Origin of the sequence: Mycobacterium sp. DL99 (genome assembly GCF_004762045.1) — a bacterium.
GTDB lineage: Bacteria > Actinomycetota > Actinomycetes > Mycobacteriales > Mycobacteriaceae > Mycobacterium.
The window spans coordinates 2,910,888-2,926,877 of sequence record NZ_SJOM01000007.1; the positions used below are offsets into that span (position 1 = coordinate 2,910,888).

Genomic DNA, 15,990 nt, shown 5'->3' on the forward strand with positions numbered 1-15,990 from the left:
CATGGAGGCTTTCGGGCAACGGCTCGCCGATGCGGTGTCCGAGCGGGGGCCGTTGTGTCCCGGCATCGACCCGCACCCCGGGCTGCTGCAGGCGTGGGGGCTGTCCGCCGACGCCGACGGTCTGGCCGCGTTCAGCGACATCTGCGTGACGGCATTCGCCGGCTTCGCGATGGTCAAGCCGCAGGTGGCGTTTTTCGAGGCCTACGGCTCGGCGGGTTTCGCGGTGCTGGAGCGCACGATGGCTGCCCTGCGCGAGGCCGGGGTGCTGGTGCTGGCCGATGCCAAGCGTGGGGACATCGGCTCGACCATGGCTGCCTATGCCGCGGCCTGGGCCGGTGACTCGCCGCTGGCGGCCGACGCGGTGACCGCATCGCCGTATCTGGGCTTCGGTTCATTGCAGCCGCTGCTGGACATGGCCGCGGCCCATGGCCGGGGCGTGTTCGTGTTGGCCGCCACCTCCAATCCGGAGGGGGCGAGCGTGCAGCGCGCCATGGCCGGGTCACGCACCGTGGCGCAGTCCGTCGTCGACGATGTGGCCGCGGTGAACCAGGCTGCCGGCCGGCCCATCGGCTCGGTGGGTGTGGTGGTCGGGGCGACGGTGACCGAACTGCCCGATCTCAGCGCGCTCGGTGGGCCGGTGCTGGTGCCCGGCGTCGGAGCTCAGGGCGGGCGCGCCGATGCGCTGGGCGGATTCGGCGGGGCCCGGCTGGTGCTGCCCACGGTGTCGCGCGAGGTGCTGCGGGCGGGCCCGGCGGTGGCGGATCTGCGTGCGGCGGCCGAGCGCCTGCGCGACGAAGTTGCCTATCTCGCCTGACGGCGGCCGCCGACCCTCACCACCCGTACGACGACGGCCACGGCACCGATGCCGGCAGCCACCAGCAGGGCCAGGCCGGTGAGGTCGCCCCGATCCCGTTCGCGGTAGATCACGGCCCGGTAGTCGTCGTCCGCCGCGGCAGCGGCGAAGCCGTAGTCGCCGTCGATCGACGCGGGGGAGTCGATCGTGTCGGTCCACCGGGTCAGGTAGTCACCCGCTTCGAGATACGGATCGAGCTCGCGCATCCGGCTCGATATGCGTCCGGCGAACTGCAACTCGGGGTTGCGTCCGGAGACCGGGAGGGCGGTCGGATCCATCCGGTGGTCGGCCAGCACGTACAGGTCGACGGCGAGCGGAAGTTTCGCCGCGCGAGACAGGCGCATCGGGTAGATCACGGTGCCGGAGGCGAACGACAACCGTAATGGCTGCAGATCGCCGGTGAGGGACTGGCCGGCGGCGTCGGGAAACAGCTGAATGGCGACGATCTCCCAACCTCCGGCGACGTAGGGCGTGAGGTTGTCGGCCAGGCTGGGCGGCTGCGGAAATCCCTTCTCGGACAACCACGAGGCCAGAGCATGGGGATCGTCGGAGGCCAGCCGGGTGACGTTGAACGGCCCGAGTCGCTGCTGGCTGCGCACCGTCACCCTGTCGGGAGCGGCAGCGCTGACAAGGCCGCCGGCGCGCTGGGAGAACAACGTCGACAGCCAACCGAACCTCGGCCACCAGGAGTCGTGGTACTCGATACGTGGTGCCGACAGTGCGGACAATGCGCTGAAGACCGCCGGTTCGCCGAGCGTGACTTCGGCTTCCGACGGCACCGGCATGATCCAGGCCGCCTTCGATGAGCTGCCCCGCACGTTGAACGACATCAGGATGTCCTCGGTGACACCGTCCCACGCGACCAGGGCGCGCTCGTCGGCGACGCTGGCGCCCTCACGGTCGGGGATGTATGCGCCGCATCCACAAGCCCAGGCCGGGGCCGCGACGTTCGCTGTCAGCCCGATCAACAACAGGATGAGGACCGCACTGACAGACCGGATCACGGTCATATCGTATGGGGTCGCAAGGCATCAACAGAACGGAAAAAGCGGACCGCGTGGGTGGCGGTCCGCCTTTTCGTCAGCACTGCACGGTTTGCCGCACCGGGCGGCCCGGTCCCTCCGACGAGAATTGCTCGGATGCAACCGGTTTGGTCAGCGCGCTGCCAGATACGGTGCGGCGCACCGGGTCACAGTGGAATCCAGATCCCGAACAACCAGAAGCCCCAGTTGTTGAACTGCGGGTTGAAGAACGGTGACACCCAGTGGCCGTTGTAGTTGAACGGCTGGTGATCGAAGCGGCCCTGGTCGATCCCGCGCCAGGCCATGTCCGGCGGAGGTGGGGGCGGGTTGTCCCATGGGCCCGGCCCGCCAGGTCCGCCCGGCCCGCCAGGCCCACCGGGCCAGCCGGGTCCGCCTGGACCTCCCGGTCGGTCGTGGCCACCCGGTCCGCCCGGCCAGCCGGGTCCACCGGGGCCTCCCGGTCCACCCGGGCCGCCGGGTCCGCCGCCTGGGTGATCAGGTCCGCCTGGTCCATCTGGGCCGCCGGGACGATCGGGTCCTCCCGGTCCTCCCGGTCCTCCCGGTCCACCCGGCCCGCCCGGCCCCTGGCAATTGCCGAAACCGCACGGCGGTCCGGGTTGGGCCGCTGCCACGCCGGCTCCCGCCGCCAAGGTGGCGGTTCCGAGCGCTACGACGAGGGCAGAAGCGCAGGTCAGACGCTTGATGTTCATATCCAGCTTCCCTTCGGGGGTCATGGATTCCCGACCCTGTGAAGGCTATTTAGCCAAGCTGTGTAATTGCTTTGTGGCAATTAGGCGCGGGCTAGGCGTTGTGAAATGCACCCACCCGACGTGCGCGTCACCGGCTCCGACACGCCCGACACGCCGTGACCAGCGAAAATTTTCTCGAATACCCGGCGGTAACCGGGTCCGGTGGTGTCGGAACCGGTACCGGGCGCCTGAGTAGTTAGCTGTCGATCGCTCGAAAACCATTGACTTGCAGGAATATCCGGCCCGATGTGGTGGCCGGGGCGATGCCAGACGGCGTTTTCGGACGGAAACGGGGTGTCGCGTGCGCGCACTACACGCTGGGCTTTTAGCGCCGTAACCAGGGGGTGGCGTTCGCTTTCGTCAGCCAGCGTGGGTAGGTTCGTCGTCGCTGGCTGGTTTGCACTCCAGCCGTAAAAAACAAGAGATGGCCGAAGAAGAATCGCCAGGAGACGGAGGAACCCGTGGCCCTTCCCCAGTTGACCGACGAACAGCGCGCGGCAGCGTTGGAGAAGGCTGCCGCCGCACGTCGAGCGCGAGCCGAGCTCAAAGATCGACTCAAGCGCGGCGGCACCAACCTCAAGCAGGTGCTCACCGACGCCGAGACCGATGAGGTCTTGGGCAAGATGAAGGTTTCCGCGCTGCTGGAGGCCCTGCCCAAGGTCGGCAAGGTCAAGGCGCAGGAGATCATGACCGAGCTGGAGATCGCCCCGACCCGCCGTCTGCGCGGCCTCGGTGATCGTCAGCGCAAGGCCCTCCTGGAGAAGTTCGACCAGTAGAGGCCCCCGCATTGACCGCTGGTAGAGGGGCTGGACAACACACAGCGACGGCTCCGGTCGTCGTGTTGTCCGGTCCCTCCGCCGTCGGGAAGTCCACCGTGGTCCGCTGTCTGCGGGAGCGGCTTCCCGACCTGTATTTCTCTGTCTCGGTCACGACCAGGGCACCACGGCCGGGAGAGGTCGACGGTGTCGACTACATATTCGTGTCCGCGGAACGATTCCAGCAGCTGATCGATGACGGTGAGCTGCTCGAATGGGCCGACATCCATGGCGGATTGCACCGCTCCGGAACGCCGGCCCAGCCTGTGCGCGACGCCACCCGGGCCGGGCGCCCGGTGCTCATCGAGGTAGATCTGGCCGGGGCGCGAGCCGTCAAGCAGGCCATGCCCGAGGTGATATCGGTGTTCCTGGCACCGCCGAGCTGGGACGAACTGGTCAGCCGATTGTCCGGCCGGGGCACCGAGACGCCCGAGGTGATGGCCAGGCGATTAGAGACAGCGCGGGCCGAAATGGCCGCGAAGTCCGACTTTGACCAGGTAGTCGTAAACCGCCAGTTGGATACCGCATGCGCTGAATTGGTATCCTTGCTGGTGGACAGCCGATGACTCATCGTGCCGGGACCGACGCGATCGGGTCCGCGAGCCACCTGCACGCTGTCCACTAAACGCATTTTCGCTAACCGCCAGGAGACTTTTTCGTGAGCACCCCGCACGCCGACGCGCAGCTGGCCGCTGCGGACGACTTGGGTATCGATTCGTCCGCTGCCAGCGCCTATGACACACCGTTGGGCATCACCAACCCGCCCATCGACGAGTTGCTGTCCCGCGCGTCGAGCAAGTACGCGCTGGTGATCTACGCAGCCAAGCGCGCGCGTCAGATCAACGATTACTACAACCAGCTGGGTGACGGCATCCTTGAGTACGTCGGCCCGCTGGTCGAGCCCGGTCTGCAGGAGAAGCCGCTTTCCATCGCGATGCGGGAGATCCACGAGGACCTGCTCGAGCACACCGAGGGCGGCGAGTAGCCAGGCCAGGGCCGGGCACGTGAGCGCGCGCAAGCGAGTCGTCGTCGGTGTGGCCGGCGGCATTGCCGCCTACAAGGCGTGCACCCTGGTCCGTCAACTCACCGAGGCCGGTCATTCGGTGCGTGTGCTGCCCACCGAGTCGGCTCTGCGCTTCGTCGGAGCCGCCACGTTTGAGGCCCTGTCGGGCAATCCCGTGCACACCGGTGTGTTCACCGACGTGCACGAGGTTCCGCACGTCCGTATCGGCCAGGAGGCCGATCTCGTTGTCGTCGCACCCGCCACCGCCGATCTGCTGGCTCGCGCGGTGGCCGGCCGGGCTGACGACCTGCTGACCGCAACGCTCCTGACGGCGCGATGTCCGGTGCTGTTCGCCCCGGCCATGCACACCGAGATGTGGTTCCACCCGGCCACCGTCGACAACGTGGCCACTTTGCGCCGTCGGGGCGCGGTGGTGCTGGAACCCGCATCCGGCCGGCTCACAGGGGCCGACAGCGGCGCGGGGCGGCTACCCGAGGCCGAAGAGATCGTTACTTTCGCGCAGCTCCTGCTGGAGCGGGCCGACGCACTGCCCTACGACCTGAACGGGGTCAAGGCCCTGGTGACGGCCGGCGGTACGCGCGAACCGCTCGATCCGGTGCGGTTCATCGGCAACCGCAGCTCCGGCAAGCAGGGATATGCCGTGGCCCGGGTCCTGGCCCAGCGCGGCGCCGACGTGACGCTCGTCGCGGGTAACACCGCAGGTCTGATCGACCCGGCGGGTGTCGACGTGGTGCACATCGGCTCGGCCGCGCAATTGCGTGACGCGGTGACGAAGTACGCCCCGGAATCCAACGTCCTGGTGATGGCCGCGGCCGTCGCCGACTTCCGGCCCGCGCAGGTGGCCACCAGCAAGATCAAGAAGGGCGGCGCGTCCGAGCCCAGCTCCATCGACCTCGTCCGCAACGACGACGTGCTCGCCGGGGCGGTGCGGGCCCGCGCCGATGGGCAGCTGCCGAACATGCGGGCCATCGTCGGTTTCGCTGCCGAGACCGGCGACGCCAACGGCGATGTGCTGTTCCATGCCAGGGCCAAACTCCAGCGCAAGGGATGCGACCTGTTGGTGGTCAACGCAGTGGGGGAGAACCGCGCGTTCGAGGTCGACCACAATGACGGTTGGTTGCTGAGCGCCGATGGTGCCGAGGTCGCACTCGAGCACGGTTCGAAGACTCTGATGGCCACCCGTATCGTGGACTCGATCGCGGCGTTTCTGGGCACGCACGACGGGTGATCCGACGTCCGTACCAAGATGCGGATAAGGGTTGCGCATTTGCGTCCCACGCGCTTGGGTGCAACAGGGCATAGATATTATTCGCCTAACTAAGTAGTTTTGAGACTGAGAACTTTTCAGATCGGCAAGGAAGGAAGCAGACCGTGAGCCAAGGTCGCCTGTTTACCAGTGAGTCGGTAACCGAAGGACACCCCGACAAGATCTGTGATGCGATCAGCGACTCGGTGCTCGACGCGCTGCTGGAGCAGGATCCCAAGTCGCGGGTCGCGGTGGAAACCCTCGTGACCACCGGCCAGGTGCATGTCGCCGGCGAGGTCACCACCTCCGCCTACGCCGACATTCCGAAGATCGTGCGTGACCGCATCCTCGAGATCGGCTACGACTCGTCGACCAAGGGTTTCGACGGTGCCTCGTGCGGTGTGAACATCGCCATCGGCGCCCAGTCGCCCGATATCGCCCAGGGTGTGGACACCGCCCACGAGGCGCGTGTCGAGGGCGCGGGGGATCCCCTGGACGCCCAGGGTGCCGGCGATCAGGGCCTGATGTTCGGGTACGCGATCAGCGACACCCCGGAGCTGATGCCGCTGCCGATCGCGCTGGCCCACCGCTTGGCGCGCCGGCTGACCGAGGTGCGCAAGGGCGGGGTGCTCGATTACCTGCGCCCGGACGGCAAGACCCAGGTCACGATCCAGTACGACGGCACGACACCGGTGCGCCTGGACACCGTGGTGCTGTCCACCCAGCACGCCGACGGGATCGACCTCGACGGTCAGCTGACCCCGGACATCCGGGAGAAGGTCGTCAACACCGTGCTGGCCGACCTCGGCCACGAGACCCTCGATACGTCGGACTACCGCCTGCTGGTCAACCCGACCGGCAAGTTCGTGCTCGGCGGGCCGATGGGTGACGCCGGTCTGACCGGCCGCAAGATCATCGTCGACACCTACGGTGGCTGGGCCCGCCACGGCGGCGGCGCCTTCTCCGGCAAGGATCCGTCAAAGGTGGACCGTTCGGCCGCGTACGCGACGCGCTGGGTGGCCAAGAACATCGTCGCCGCCGGGCTGGCGGAACGTGTCGAGGTGCAGGTGGCCTACGCGATCGGTAAGGCCGCCCCGGTCGGTCTGTTCGTCGAGACCTTCGGCACCGAGACCGTCGACCCGGCCCGCATCGAGAAGGCCATCAGCAGCGTGTTCGATCTGCGCCCCGGCGCGATCATCCGCGACCTGGACCTGCTGCGGCCGATCTACGCCCAGACGGCGGCGTACGGCCACTTCGGGCGTACCGATATCGAACTGCCCTGGGAGCAGCTGAACAAGGTCGACGACCTGAAGGCTTCGGTCTAGCCGCCTCTTTCGCAGAGCAGTAGCTCCTATGTCAAGCCGCCACTGACTGTGGCGGCTTGACTGCGTTTAGAGACCGGAACCACACGGGCGCAAGCAAACACGGATCTGACTCGACAGCTAGCTATACACGCGGTGACCGACAACGGCGTGCTCTACTCCAGCACCGCGAACTGGGCCTACTTCCTCCACGCCACCCGTGGCAGCACCAGCTGGAACCCGTTCGAGGGCACGCCACTCTTCCGCCGCAAGAGCTGGAGCCCTGGTGCCGTAGGCCCTACTCTCGGTCCCCGATCAGCGTTGCCACGTGATCGTCGACATATCGGGCCAGGTCGCGCGACGGGCGTCGGTAATCACCGCTCTGCACGGGCCGTTCCGGCAGTGTCACCTGCGGCCGCTCTACATCATGGTGGTCGATGGTGGACAGCAGATGCGCCATCATGTTGAGCCGCGCGTGCTTCTTGACATCGGATTCGACGATGTACCAAGGGCTTTGCGGGGTATCGGTGTGAACCATCATCTGGTCCTTCGCCCGCGAGTAGTCCTCCCAGCGATACACCGATTCCAGATCCATCGGCGAGAGCTTCCACTGTCGGACCGGGTCGTCCAGCCGTGACCGGAACCGACGCAACTGTTCATCGTCAGATACCGAGAACCAGTACTTCCGTAACAGGATCCCGTCCTCGACCAGCATCTGCTCGAAAATCGGCGTCTGGCGCAGGAACAGTTGATGTTCCTGCGGCGTGCAAAAACCCATCACCTGTTCGACACCCGCGCGGTTGTACCAAGACCGGTCGAACAGCACGATCTCGCCCTTGGCGGGCAGGTGCGCGATGTATCGCTGGAAGTACCACTCGCCCCGCTCGCGTTCAGTTGGCGCCGGCAGTGCCGCCACCCGGGCGACGCGGGGGCTGAGATACTCGGTGATCCGCTTGATGGTGCCGCCTTTGCCGGCGGCGTCGCGACCCTCGAACACCACCACCACGCGGGCGCCGGTGTGTCTGACCCACTCCTGCAGTTTCACGAATTCGGTTTGCAGCCGGAACAACTCGGCTTCGTACACCTTGTTCGACAATTTCTTCTTGGCGGCGGTTTCATCGTCGGATCCTGCACCCATGTCCAAATCCTAAGACGCCGGTCACCGCGAACCGGCCAGTACGACGTCTGCTACGCCTGTCGGTAGCGCTGCACGAGGCCGCCCGCGAGTCCACGTGCCCACTCCAGCCCGGTATCGGTGCCGAACAGCTCGCGGCGTGTGTTGCCCGCACACAGGTAGGCGTCGACCCGGAAGGCGTCTTTCGCAGGATCAGGTGAACCCGCCACGGAGAACTCGTTTTCCAGCAGATCCAGCCACTCCCGCTTCAGGTTCCGCACCGCGTCGGCCACGGCTCCGGTGCGATGCCCGAACTCGACCGAAGTCGCCGATACGAAACAGCCCCCGGGGAACACCTCGGCGCGCAGGTATGCCAGCCACGAATCAAGAAGGGCGTCGAGCCGTGCGGCTCCCGGCGCAGCGCTCAGTGCGGGACGGATGACGACGTCGATGTAGACCTGGCGCGCCTCAGCCACCGCGGCCAGCTGAATCGCCTCGCGGTTGCCGAAGACCGTGAGGATTCCACTCTTGCTCAGCCCGGTCGACGCGGCCAGACCACCCACGGTGATCCCGTCCAGGCCGTGCGTGGTCGCAACGTCCGCTGCGGTACGCGCGACCAGCCGGCGGGTGGCGTCACCGCGCACCCGGCGCCCGTCAGCTGCAGGCAAGGCTGTCATCAGTTCACAGTAGTCAGACCGTGGACGTGGGACGGCCTGGTCGCGTACGGTCAGCACGAACCTATTCACGACCGATCGGTCGTATAGATTGGAGAAGCAATGGCCACCGGCTTCAAGGCGCTACTGGAACGCCGGATCACCATCGATACGACACCTTCCGCGCTCTGGGACGTCATCCGTGACGTGCGTCGCATGCCGGAGTGGAGTCCGCAGGTGGTATCGGTGAAGTTGCGAGGTCCCGACGATGACATCCGGCTCGGATCCACGTTCACCAACCTCAACCGCCTCGGCGAGCTCGAGTGGATCACACATGGTGAGGTGGTGCGGTATGCCCCCGAGAACGAGATCGCCTTCAGAATCGCCGAGAATTACACGATCTGGTCGTTCTCGATCACCGCTGACGACGACGCCGCCGTGCTCATACAACGGCGCGAAACCCCCGACGGGATATCGGAATTCTCGCTCGAACTGACCGAGTCGCACCTCGGCGGACAGCAGGCGTTCACCGACTTGTTGGAAGTCGGAATGGAGCAGACCCTCACCGCCATCAAGGCATGCGCCGAGTCCTGAATGGCTACGAGGTGAACGCGTAGTCGTCCAGCGGGAAGCTCCGGCTGCGCCAGTACGCCTCGAATGTGGTGGCGGGCCGCAGCGGGACATCCCCGTTGCGGTCGAAGTAGTAGCTGTTGGCCAGGCTGCAGCTGTCCTGCCAGAAGATCTGGCGGTGACGCTTGCGCATCATCTCGGCGAAGTACCGGTCGTTGGCCTCCTGGCGGACCTCGACGCGGCGGGCGGTCCGGCGGTCGGCCTGCTCGATGCACCGCACCAGATGGCGGGTCTGGGCCTCGATCATCGCGAAGTACGACGACCCGACGTAGCCGTATGGGCCCATCACGGAGAAGAAGTTCGCGAAACCGGGAACGCTGACGCCTTCGTAGGCCTGCATCCGGTGCCGCTCCCAGAACTCGCTCAGCGACTGTCCGCCCGACCCCACGATGTCGAAGGTCAGCGCATCGACATCCATCACCTTGAAGCCGGTGGCCAGGATGAGCACGTCGACGTCGTGGCTCTCACCGTCGGTGGTGGCGACACCCGAACCGGTGACCTTGTCGATCGGTTCGGTGACCAGCCGGACGTTGTCCCGGTTGAATGTGGCCAGATAGGTGTTGTGGAACCCGGGTCGCTTACATCCCACCGCGTACCGCGGTGTGAGCTTGTCGCGCACCTCCGGATCGCGCACCTGCTGGCGCAGGTAGGCGCGGCCGGCCGCGCCGGCCCGCTTGGCGAACGGGTTGATCGTGAAGTACTGCGCGGCCAGCGGGAACGTGAACTCCACGTACGCCTGACTGATCAGCCGGTGCAGCGTCCGGCCGCCGGGCAGCCGCATCAGCCTGCGGGCGACCGGCGGGATCGGCACGTCGAACTTCGGGAAGCACCAGATGGGCGTGCGTTGAAACACGGTGAGCTGCTTGACCTTCGGTGCGATCTCGGGGATCACCTGCACCGCGGACGCGCCGGTGCCGATGATTGCCACCCGCTTGCCCGTCAAATCCAGGGTGTGGTCCCAGCGGGCGGTGTGCACGGTGACCCCGGCGAAGGAGTCCACGCCGTCGATGTCGGGCAGCTTCGGGATGGTCAGCACCCCGCTGGCGTTGACCAGGAACCGAGCTGTGAGCGCTTCACCCGAACCGAGATCGAGCCGCCACAGGTTCTCGTCGTCATCGAAGACCGCGCGGGCGACGGTGGTGTCGAACCGGATCCGGGACCGCAGGCCGTACTTGTCGACGCAATTGTCGGCGTAGGCCCGCAGCTCACTACCGGGGGCGTAGGTGCGGGACCATTTTCGCGACTGCTCGAACGAGAACTGATAGGAGAACGACGGGATATCCACGGCGACACCGGGATAGGTGTTCCAAAACCAGGTGCCGCCGGCTCCGTCCCCGGCCTCCAGGATCAGATAGTCGTGCAGCCCCGCCTTGTCCAAGGCGATCGCGGCGCCGATGCCGGAAAAGCCGGCGCCGACGATGAGGGTGTGAAAGTCGGGCATCAAGCCACCTCCCGGCTGCGTCCGATCATGTGGACGCCGTGTTTGGGTCGCAACGTCAACGTAGCCTCCAACTCCACCGAGTGACCAGGATTGAGATCGAATACGAACCGTCGGCTCATGATCGCGGCGATCAGCGCCATCTCCATCAGAGCGAAACTCTGTCCGATGCAGATGCGGCGTCCACCGCCGAAGGGGAGATAGGCCGAGCGTGGGCGGCTTTTGGTCGCATCGCCGAGGAAACGGCTGGGGTCAAAGGATTCCGGATCGGGCCACCACCTTCTGTCGTGGTGGATCTGGTGAATCGGGATGATCACCGTGGTACCCGGACGGATGTGGTGGCCGTCGATGTCGTCGGGCTCGACGGCCTCGCGAGCGATGATCCACACCGCGGAGTAGTACCGCTGTGACTCCTGCAGGCACGCGGTGGTCCACGGCAGCCGGGTCAGGTCGGCGGCCGTCGGACGACCTGCACCGACAACCTCGTCCACCTCGGTCAGCATCCGGTCCCGGGCGTCGGGATGGCGTGCCATCAGGTACCAGAACCAGGCCATCGCGTTGGCCGTCGTCTCGTGCCCGGCGAGCATGAACGTCAGTGCCTCGTCCCGGACGCGCCGGCGTGGCCAGGTTCCGTCGTCGGCGCCGAACAACACATTGAGTAGGTCGGCCGATTCTGTGGGGTGGGCGATTCGATCGTTGAGCACGGTGTTCACCGCGCCATCCAGGGCCAGGGCGATCCGTTGGCCTTCGCGCAGCGGTGGTGGCAGCCGGATTCCGGAGAACGTGCTCGAAGCGATGGCGTCGTAGACCGGACGGGGGAGCAGGCCCAAGAGCCCGAGTCTGGCCAGCAGTTCGGTACGCCTGAGTCCACGCGTCGTGAGGTCTCGCATGCTGTGCACGATCGGGCCGAAATCCTGGCTGAACAGTGCGTTGGAGACCACCCGCAGGGTTGTTTCCACCATCGCCGCGTGCATGTCGAACTGCACGCCGTCGCCCTGTTCGGTGAGTTCGGTCGTGGCCCGTTCGATCGGGGCGATCATCAGGTCGACGATCGTGTTGAGGTGACGGCGTGCGAACGTCGGATTCAGGACCATTCGGTGGCCCGCCCAGGAGTCGCCTTCGTCAGTCAGCAGGTTGATCCCCGCTGCGGCCCGAATCGGCTCGTACTCGTTGGATTTGACGTAGCGGAGACGTGCCTGGTGGAGCACGTGGTCGATGTATTCGGGATGCGTAATCGATACGAAACGTCTTCCTGCGCAGCGGAATCGGGTGATGTCCCGGCCTTGGGTCCGGCTCAGGAAGCCGCCGTCGGTGCTGAATCCGACCGTGATGGCCTCGCGGGTCATCGTCCACGTGTTCAGTCGCGCCGCCGGAGCCGCCATGAATCCAGCGTATGAGTGACAGGACCGACGGGGAATGGGACTATCGGACACGGAGTTGGGATTCTGGGACAACGGCTGGAGGGCCATGGCCAGGTCAGGTTCAGCGTGGTCAGCCGATGTATGCCATCCGATTCATGCCACCCGGGTGCTGTGTGAGGTGGCCGTGGAGCGCGGCGTCCCGGCGACACGGGTCCTGGCCGGAACCGGTTTGACGCCCGCAGATCTCGATGATCCCGATGCTGTGATCAGCGCCCACGACGAGATTCTGGCGGTGCGCCACCTGCAGGCCCAGTTGCCCGATGCACCCGGACTGGGCGTCGATGTCGGTGGCCGGTCGGCCCTGACGCACATGGGTCTGTTCGGGTTCGCGGTCATGTCGTGTGCCACGCTGCGCGAACTGTTCAGCATCGGGATGCGGTACTTCGCCCTGACCACCCTGCAGATCGATCTGCAGCTGTTCGAGGGTGCCGAAGACTGCGTATTGGAACTCAACGCCGGCCATCTTCCTCGCGATGTCCAGCGCTTCTTCGTTGAACGGGATATCGCTGGAATGATCGCCACCACAACCAGTTTCGCGTATCCGGTGGTGGCACAGTACGCCGACCGCATAACCGCCGAGGTATCGATTGACGAGGAAGTGCTGCAGCCGCTCTTGACCTTGATGCCGCTCCCGAATGTGGCGTTCGGCCGTGCCCACTCCCGGTTGCACTTTCCCCGCGCCATGCTCGATGAGCCGTTGCCGCAAGCCGATCCGTATACCCTCGATCTGTGCATCGCCCAATGCGATGCGCTGATGCAGCGTTATGAGCACCGTCGCGGTATCACTGCTGTGGTGCGTAGCAAGCTTTTTCGCGATACCGGCGGGTTCCCGGCCCTGCCCGAGGTGGCAGCCGAACTCGATATGCATCCACGCACGCTACGGCGCCGGCTCGCTGAGGAGGGCACCTCATTCCGCGCACTGGTGAACGAGGCACGCTCGGCGCTCGCGCGCGATCTGCTGTGCAATGTCGGGCTGACCGTCGACGAGGTATCGCGGCGCCTCGGGTACACCGAGACCTCGACGTTCTGCCACGCCTTCAAGCGCTGGCACGGAGTGCCACCCAGCACGTTCTCACAGACACGCTGACGAAATGAACGCCCGAGTGACCGAGGCCGCTGAACATGAGCCAACGCTGGACGTCCAAATCTCTGTGGAATCACCTGTACCGGCTAATAATTGGATTCGGCATACCTAACATGCGTGGCGAAAGGTCATCGTGAGTTTCATCTTCGACGTCGGGGACGACACTGTGTGGAGTCCGGCCCTGCAGGTTGGCGAACTGTACGTTCGGTTTGTTGGGCAGGTCGGAGATCTACTAGCTGTCCCGACTGGGCTGAACAAGATGGCGTCGGATTACTACTACATCGACCCTGACGTTTTCGAGGTGCTGGTCAAGACGGTATTCGAAGCGAATTTCCGTAGCACCCACCGAATTCGGCGCGCAATGCTCGAGTCGATACTGGCTCCATCGGTGGTCATTCTGGACCGTATCGACCGCCCACTGTCTGCCGGCACACCAGAGCAACTCGCATTCCTCGAAACGGCGCGCACCCTGCCAATGGCGCGGTGATCCTTGTCCGCACGACCGGGGGCTCGATTGCCCTAGCTCGGTGCTTGGAAGCAGCCGATCTCCTGTTCGAGTAGTTCGGCCAGCCGCAGCGGGGTGCGGTCCTCGAACATCGGTCCGATGAGCTGCACTCCCACCGGCAGACCTTCGGGGGATCGGCCCGCCGGTATGGCGGTGGCGGGCAGTCCGGGCATGGTAGCCAGGCCAGCCCAGACGAGCTGGTCGAAGTACGGGTACTCGACGCCGTCGATGTCGATCCGGCGTTCCAGCAGGTCGGGGTCGTGGTCGTGCGGGAACGCGGGAGTCGGCGTGATCGGACACACCACAGCATCGAATTCGGCGAAAAACTGCCGCCAACCGTGGCGGTGGAGCTCGCGACGGTTGTTCACCTCGATCCAATCGCGGTGGCTCAACACCATCCCGCGCAGCCGCGCCGCATCGAGACTCTGGTCGTCGGCACTCAGTCCGGCGGAGCGGGTCTGCAGCTGCTCGTACGCGTCCACGGGAAAACGTGCAGCGGAGCCCGAAAACAGCAACTGCGTGTAGAGCATCGCGGCCTCGGCCAGATCAGGCAGCAGACTGTCTCGTTCGACGCGGGCACCGCTGTCGACGAGGGCGTCGGCCACGCGGTTCACACCTGCCTGCACCGCGGACCCGGTCGGAATGAGCGGATGCTGGTCGAGGACCAGGACACGGAAGTCGCGGAGCCGCTCGTGCCGCGCGGGCGGCAGCGTCACGTCGTACGCGACGCCGAGTGTCAGAGGGTCGGGTCCGGCCATGACGTCGAGCAGGAGGGTGAGGTCGCGCGCGGAGCGCGCCATCGGACCGGCGACGGCGAGGTCGAGGTCGGTCGGCAGGGCCGGTGCGGGCGGCGCGACCATACCGCGGGTCGGCACCAGCCCGACTGTCGGCTTGTGGGCGTAGACACCGCAGAAATGCGCGGGGGTGCGCAGCGAACCGGCCAGGTCGGAGCCGACGGACAGCGCGCCGAATCCGCACGCCAGGGCAGCCGCCGATCCGCCGGAGGATCCGCCCGACGTGCGCTCGTTATCCCACGGATTGTTGGTCGTGCCGTAGATCTCGTTGAAGCTCTGGATATCTTGCAGCCCCAACGGCACATTGGTCTTCCCGAGCACCACGGCACCAGCGGCCTTGAGCCGCGATACCTGTACCGCATCCTCGGCCGGCACAAAATCGCGGTACTGGGGCATGCCCCAGGTCGTGGGCAGGCCCGACATGTTGTAGGACTCCTTGACAGTCACCGGAATACCCAGCAGCGGCCGATCCTCACCCCGGGCACGCGCCTGGTCGGCATGCCGCGCAGCCGCCCGCGCCCGATCGAAGTCCGGCACACAAATCGCGTTGGTCGCCTCGTCATCTCGCTCGATCCCAGCGATCGCCGCCTCAGTCAATTCCACCGAGGACACCTCTCCAGCGCGCAACGCGACAACCAACTCTTCAGCCGACCGAAAATTCCACTCCATGAATCCGACGCTAACGACCCACCGGAGAGGCCATAAAATCCCGCTTCCCGCAACGGAAGAGTTCGGGTATGACGTGTTGGCTCCGCTGCCGTCCGCGGTGATGTGGATCTCCGTCGTAGCCATGCTGGCCAGGAGAGTAATAGGGTTTTGGGAATTCCAGGAGCAACCGACTGCACACCGCCGCGGCAAAAGGCCGTTCCGGCAAAGGAATCAGCGACTCCTCACCAATCGCCGATGCTGAGACCGCTGCATCTGGCATTCGATGCTTGAGACAACTAGTCCACCTGCCACGGCCACCACGACGGGGTGCCGGTGGGACAGAGTTCGGTTGGGACGGCGTTGTATTGGGAGTTGATTGCGTAGACGACCATGGCCGCTGCGACCAGGAAGGCTGCGGCGACTGCGACGTATATCGACCAGTCACGCTCAATGAGTAGGTGAACCACTGTGTAGGTGACCGCGGTGGCGGCGATGGTGAGCACGGCTGGTCCCAACAGAGTGACGACGATGAAGGTGTCACCCGCGTCGACTTCTCGGAGGCAGGTCTCCAGCATGGCGAGCACGATTTTTGTGGAGACGCCGTAGGCGAGGAGGCCCAGGATCGGGCTGAGGACAACTCCGACGAGGATGCTCACCCAGCGGGGCATCAGTTACACCCCAATCGCATTGACG

At 65.8% G+C, this 15,990-nt stretch carries 17 protein-coding genes; 9 read left to right on the forward strand and 8 right to left on the reverse strand.

What is annotated here, in order from left to right:
* The first annotated feature begins 1 nt into the window (after position 1).
* Positions 2–814, forward strand: coding sequence for an orotidine-5'-phosphate decarboxylase (gene pyrF, locus EYZ64_RS14520; protein ID WP_135454150.1), 813 nt, complete (start codon positions 2–4; stop codon positions 812–814).
* On the opposite strand, the gene EYZ64_RS14525 is transcribed toward pyrF, so the two are convergent.
* Positions 802–1,863 carry a DUF2330 domain-containing protein gene (locus EYZ64_RS14525; protein ID WP_135454152.1) on the reverse strand — a complete coding sequence of 354 codons (1,062 nt, stop codon included), beginning with the start codon at positions 1,861–1,863 and terminating at the stop codon, positions 802–804. The two genes, pyrF and EYZ64_RS14525, sit on opposite strands and share 13 nt — an antisense overlap.
* Positions 1,864–2,042: 179 nt before the next feature.
* Positions 2,043–2,585, reverse strand: coding sequence for a hypothetical protein (locus tag EYZ64_RS32040; protein WP_167858112.1), 543 nt, complete (start codon positions 2,583–2,585; stop codon positions 2,043–2,045).
* A gap of 500 nt (positions 2,586–3,085) precedes the next feature.
* On the opposite strand from EYZ64_RS32040, the gene mihF reads away from it, so the two are divergent.
* The 5 genes from mihF to metK all read left to right on the forward strand — a co-directional run bounded on the left by mihF (position 3,086) and on the right by metK (position 7,034).
* On the forward strand, positions 3,086–3,400 hold the full coding sequence (gene mihF / locus EYZ64_RS14535) for an integration host factor, actinobacterial type (RefSeq protein WP_003880790.1): 315 nt from the start codon (positions 3,086–3,088) through the stop codon (positions 3,398–3,400).
* Positions 3,401–3,411: 11 nt separating this feature from the next.
* Positions 3,412–4,005, forward strand: a complete 594-nt coding sequence (gene gmk / locus EYZ64_RS14540) for a guanylate kinase (protein ID WP_135454154.1) — start codon at positions 3,412–3,414, stop codon at positions 4,003–4,005.
* Positions 4,006–4,097: 92 nt separating this feature from the next.
* Positions 4,098–4,424 carry a DNA-directed RNA polymerase subunit omega gene (rpoZ, locus tag EYZ64_RS14545; protein WP_135454156.1) on the forward strand — a complete coding sequence of 109 codons (327 nt, stop codon included), beginning with the start codon at positions 4,098–4,100 and terminating at the stop codon, positions 4,422–4,424.
* 19 nt (positions 4,425–4,443) lie between these two features.
* Positions 4,444–5,691, forward strand: a complete 1,248-nt coding sequence (gene coaBC / locus EYZ64_RS14550; RefSeq protein WP_135454158.1) for a bifunctional phosphopantothenoylcysteine decarboxylase/phosphopantothenate--cysteine ligase CoaBC — start codon at positions 4,444–4,446, stop codon at positions 5,689–5,691.
* Positions 5,692–5,834: 143 nt separating this feature from the next.
* Positions 5,835–7,034 carry a methionine adenosyltransferase gene (gene metK / locus EYZ64_RS14555; RefSeq protein WP_135454161.1) on the forward strand — a complete coding sequence of 400 codons (1,200 nt, stop codon included), beginning with the start codon at positions 5,835–5,837 and terminating at the stop codon, positions 7,032–7,034.
* A 274-nt stretch (positions 7,035–7,308) separates the two neighbouring features.
* Here metK and ppk2 read toward each other — a convergent pair whose 3' ends face one another.
* Complete coding sequence (gene ppk2, locus EYZ64_RS14565) at positions 7,309–8,148, reverse strand: polyphosphate kinase 2 (RefSeq protein WP_135454163.1); 840 nt, start codon at positions 8,146–8,148, stop codon at positions 7,309–7,311.
* A 50-nt stretch (positions 8,149–8,198) separates the two neighbouring features.
* Positions 8,199–8,801 (reverse strand): TetR/AcrR family transcriptional regulator, encoded by a 603-nt coding sequence (locus tag EYZ64_RS14570; RefSeq protein ID WP_135454165.1) that lies wholly within the window; start codon positions 8,799–8,801, stop codon positions 8,199–8,201.
* Positions 8,802–8,900: 99 nt separating this feature from the next.
* On the opposite strand from EYZ64_RS14570, the gene EYZ64_RS14575 reads away from it, so the two are divergent.
* The gene (locus tag EYZ64_RS14575) at positions 8,901–9,371 is read left to right on the forward strand and encodes an SRPBCC family protein (RefSeq protein ID WP_135454167.1); all 471 of its coding nucleotides are present in this window, start codon (positions 8,901–8,903) and stop codon (positions 9,369–9,371) included.
* A gap of 4 nt (positions 9,372–9,375) precedes the next feature.
* Here EYZ64_RS14575 and EYZ64_RS14580 read toward each other — a convergent pair whose 3' ends face one another.
* Together EYZ64_RS14580 and EYZ64_RS14585 are read right to left on the reverse strand one after the other, a co-directional pair.
* Positions 9,376–10,848, reverse strand: a complete 1,473-nt coding sequence (locus EYZ64_RS14580) for a flavin-containing monooxygenase (RefSeq protein ID WP_135454170.1) — start codon at positions 10,846–10,848, stop codon at positions 9,376–9,378.
* Entirely contained in the window at positions 10,848–12,227 is a 1,380-nt protein-coding gene (locus EYZ64_RS14585; protein WP_135454172.1) for a cytochrome P450, read from the reverse strand. Before EYZ64_RS14585 ends, EYZ64_RS14580 begins: the two co-directional genes overlap by 1 nt.
* 85 nt (positions 12,228–12,312) lie before the next feature.
* Here EYZ64_RS14585 and EYZ64_RS14590 point away from each other — a divergent pair, with 85 nt between their 5' ends.
* Positions 12,313–13,353 carry an AraC family transcriptional regulator gene (locus EYZ64_RS14590; protein ID WP_135460008.1) on the forward strand — a complete coding sequence of 347 codons (1,041 nt, stop codon included), beginning with the start codon at positions 12,313–12,315 and terminating at the stop codon, positions 13,351–13,353.
* Positions 13,354–13,483: 130 nt separating this feature from the next.
* Complete coding sequence (locus EYZ64_RS14595) at positions 13,484–13,837, forward strand: DUF6086 family protein (RefSeq protein WP_135454174.1); 354 nt, start codon at positions 13,484–13,486, stop codon at positions 13,835–13,837.
* Between the two features lie 32 nt (positions 13,838–13,869).
* Here the strand turns inward: EYZ64_RS14595 and EYZ64_RS14600 are convergent, their stop codons facing one another.
* Positions 13,870–15,318 (reverse strand): amidase, encoded by a 1,449-nt coding sequence (locus tag EYZ64_RS14600; RefSeq protein ID WP_135454176.1) that lies wholly within the window; start codon positions 15,316–15,318, stop codon positions 13,870–13,872.
* Positions 15,319–15,593: 275 nt separating this feature from the next.
* A complete protein-coding gene (locus tag EYZ64_RS14605; RefSeq protein WP_135454178.1) occupies positions 15,594–15,965 on the reverse strand; it encodes a hypothetical protein in 372 nt (123 codons plus the stop codon).
* Between the last annotated feature and the right edge of the window lie 25 nt (positions 15,966–15,990).

What these genes read in the sequence shown, in the direction of transcription:
- EYZ64_RS14590 (WP_135460008.1), top strand. Translation starts at nt 12,313, where the DNA reads ATGGCCAGGTCAGGTTCAGCGTGGTCAGCCGATGTATGCCATCCGATT.
- EYZ64_RS14570 (WP_135454165.1), bottom strand. Translation starts at nt 8,801, where the DNA reads ATGACAGCCTTGCCTGCAGCTGACGGGCGCCGGGTGCGCGGTGACGCC.
- ppk2 (WP_135454163.1), bottom strand. Translation starts at nt 8,148, where the DNA reads ATGGGTGCAGGATCCGACGATGAAACCGCCGCCAAGAAGAAATTGTCG.
- EYZ64_RS14605 (WP_135454178.1), bottom strand. Translation starts at nt 15,965, where the DNA reads ATGCCCCGCTGGGTGAGCATCCTCGTCGGAGTTGTCCTCAGCCCGATC.
- EYZ64_RS14600 (WP_135454176.1), bottom strand. Translation starts at nt 15,318, where the DNA reads ATGGAGTGGAATTTTCGGTCGGCTGAAGAGTTGGTTGTCGCGTTGCGC.
- pyrF (WP_135454150.1), top strand. Translation starts at nt 2, where the DNA reads ATGGAGGCTTTCGGGCAACGGCTCGCCGATGCGGTGTCCGAGCGGGGG.
- EYZ64_RS14585 (WP_135454172.1), bottom strand. Translation starts at nt 12,227, where the DNA reads ATGGCGGCTCCGGCGGCGCGACTGAACACGTGGACGATGACCCGCGAG.
- EYZ64_RS14580 (WP_135454170.1), bottom strand. Translation starts at nt 10,848, where the DNA reads ATGCCCGACTTTCACACCCTCATCGTCGGCGCCGGCTTTTCCGGCATC.
- EYZ64_RS14525 (WP_135454152.1), bottom strand. Translation starts at nt 1,863, where the DNA reads ATGACCGTGATCCGGTCTGTCAGTGCGGTCCTCATCCTGTTGTTGATC.
- EYZ64_RS14575 (WP_135454167.1), top strand. Translation starts at nt 8,901, where the DNA reads ATGGCCACCGGCTTCAAGGCGCTACTGGAACGCCGGATCACCATCGAT.
- EYZ64_RS32040 (WP_167858112.1), bottom strand. Translation starts at nt 2,585, where the DNA reads ATGAACATCAAGCGTCTGACCTGCGCTTCTGCCCTCGTCGTAGCGCTC.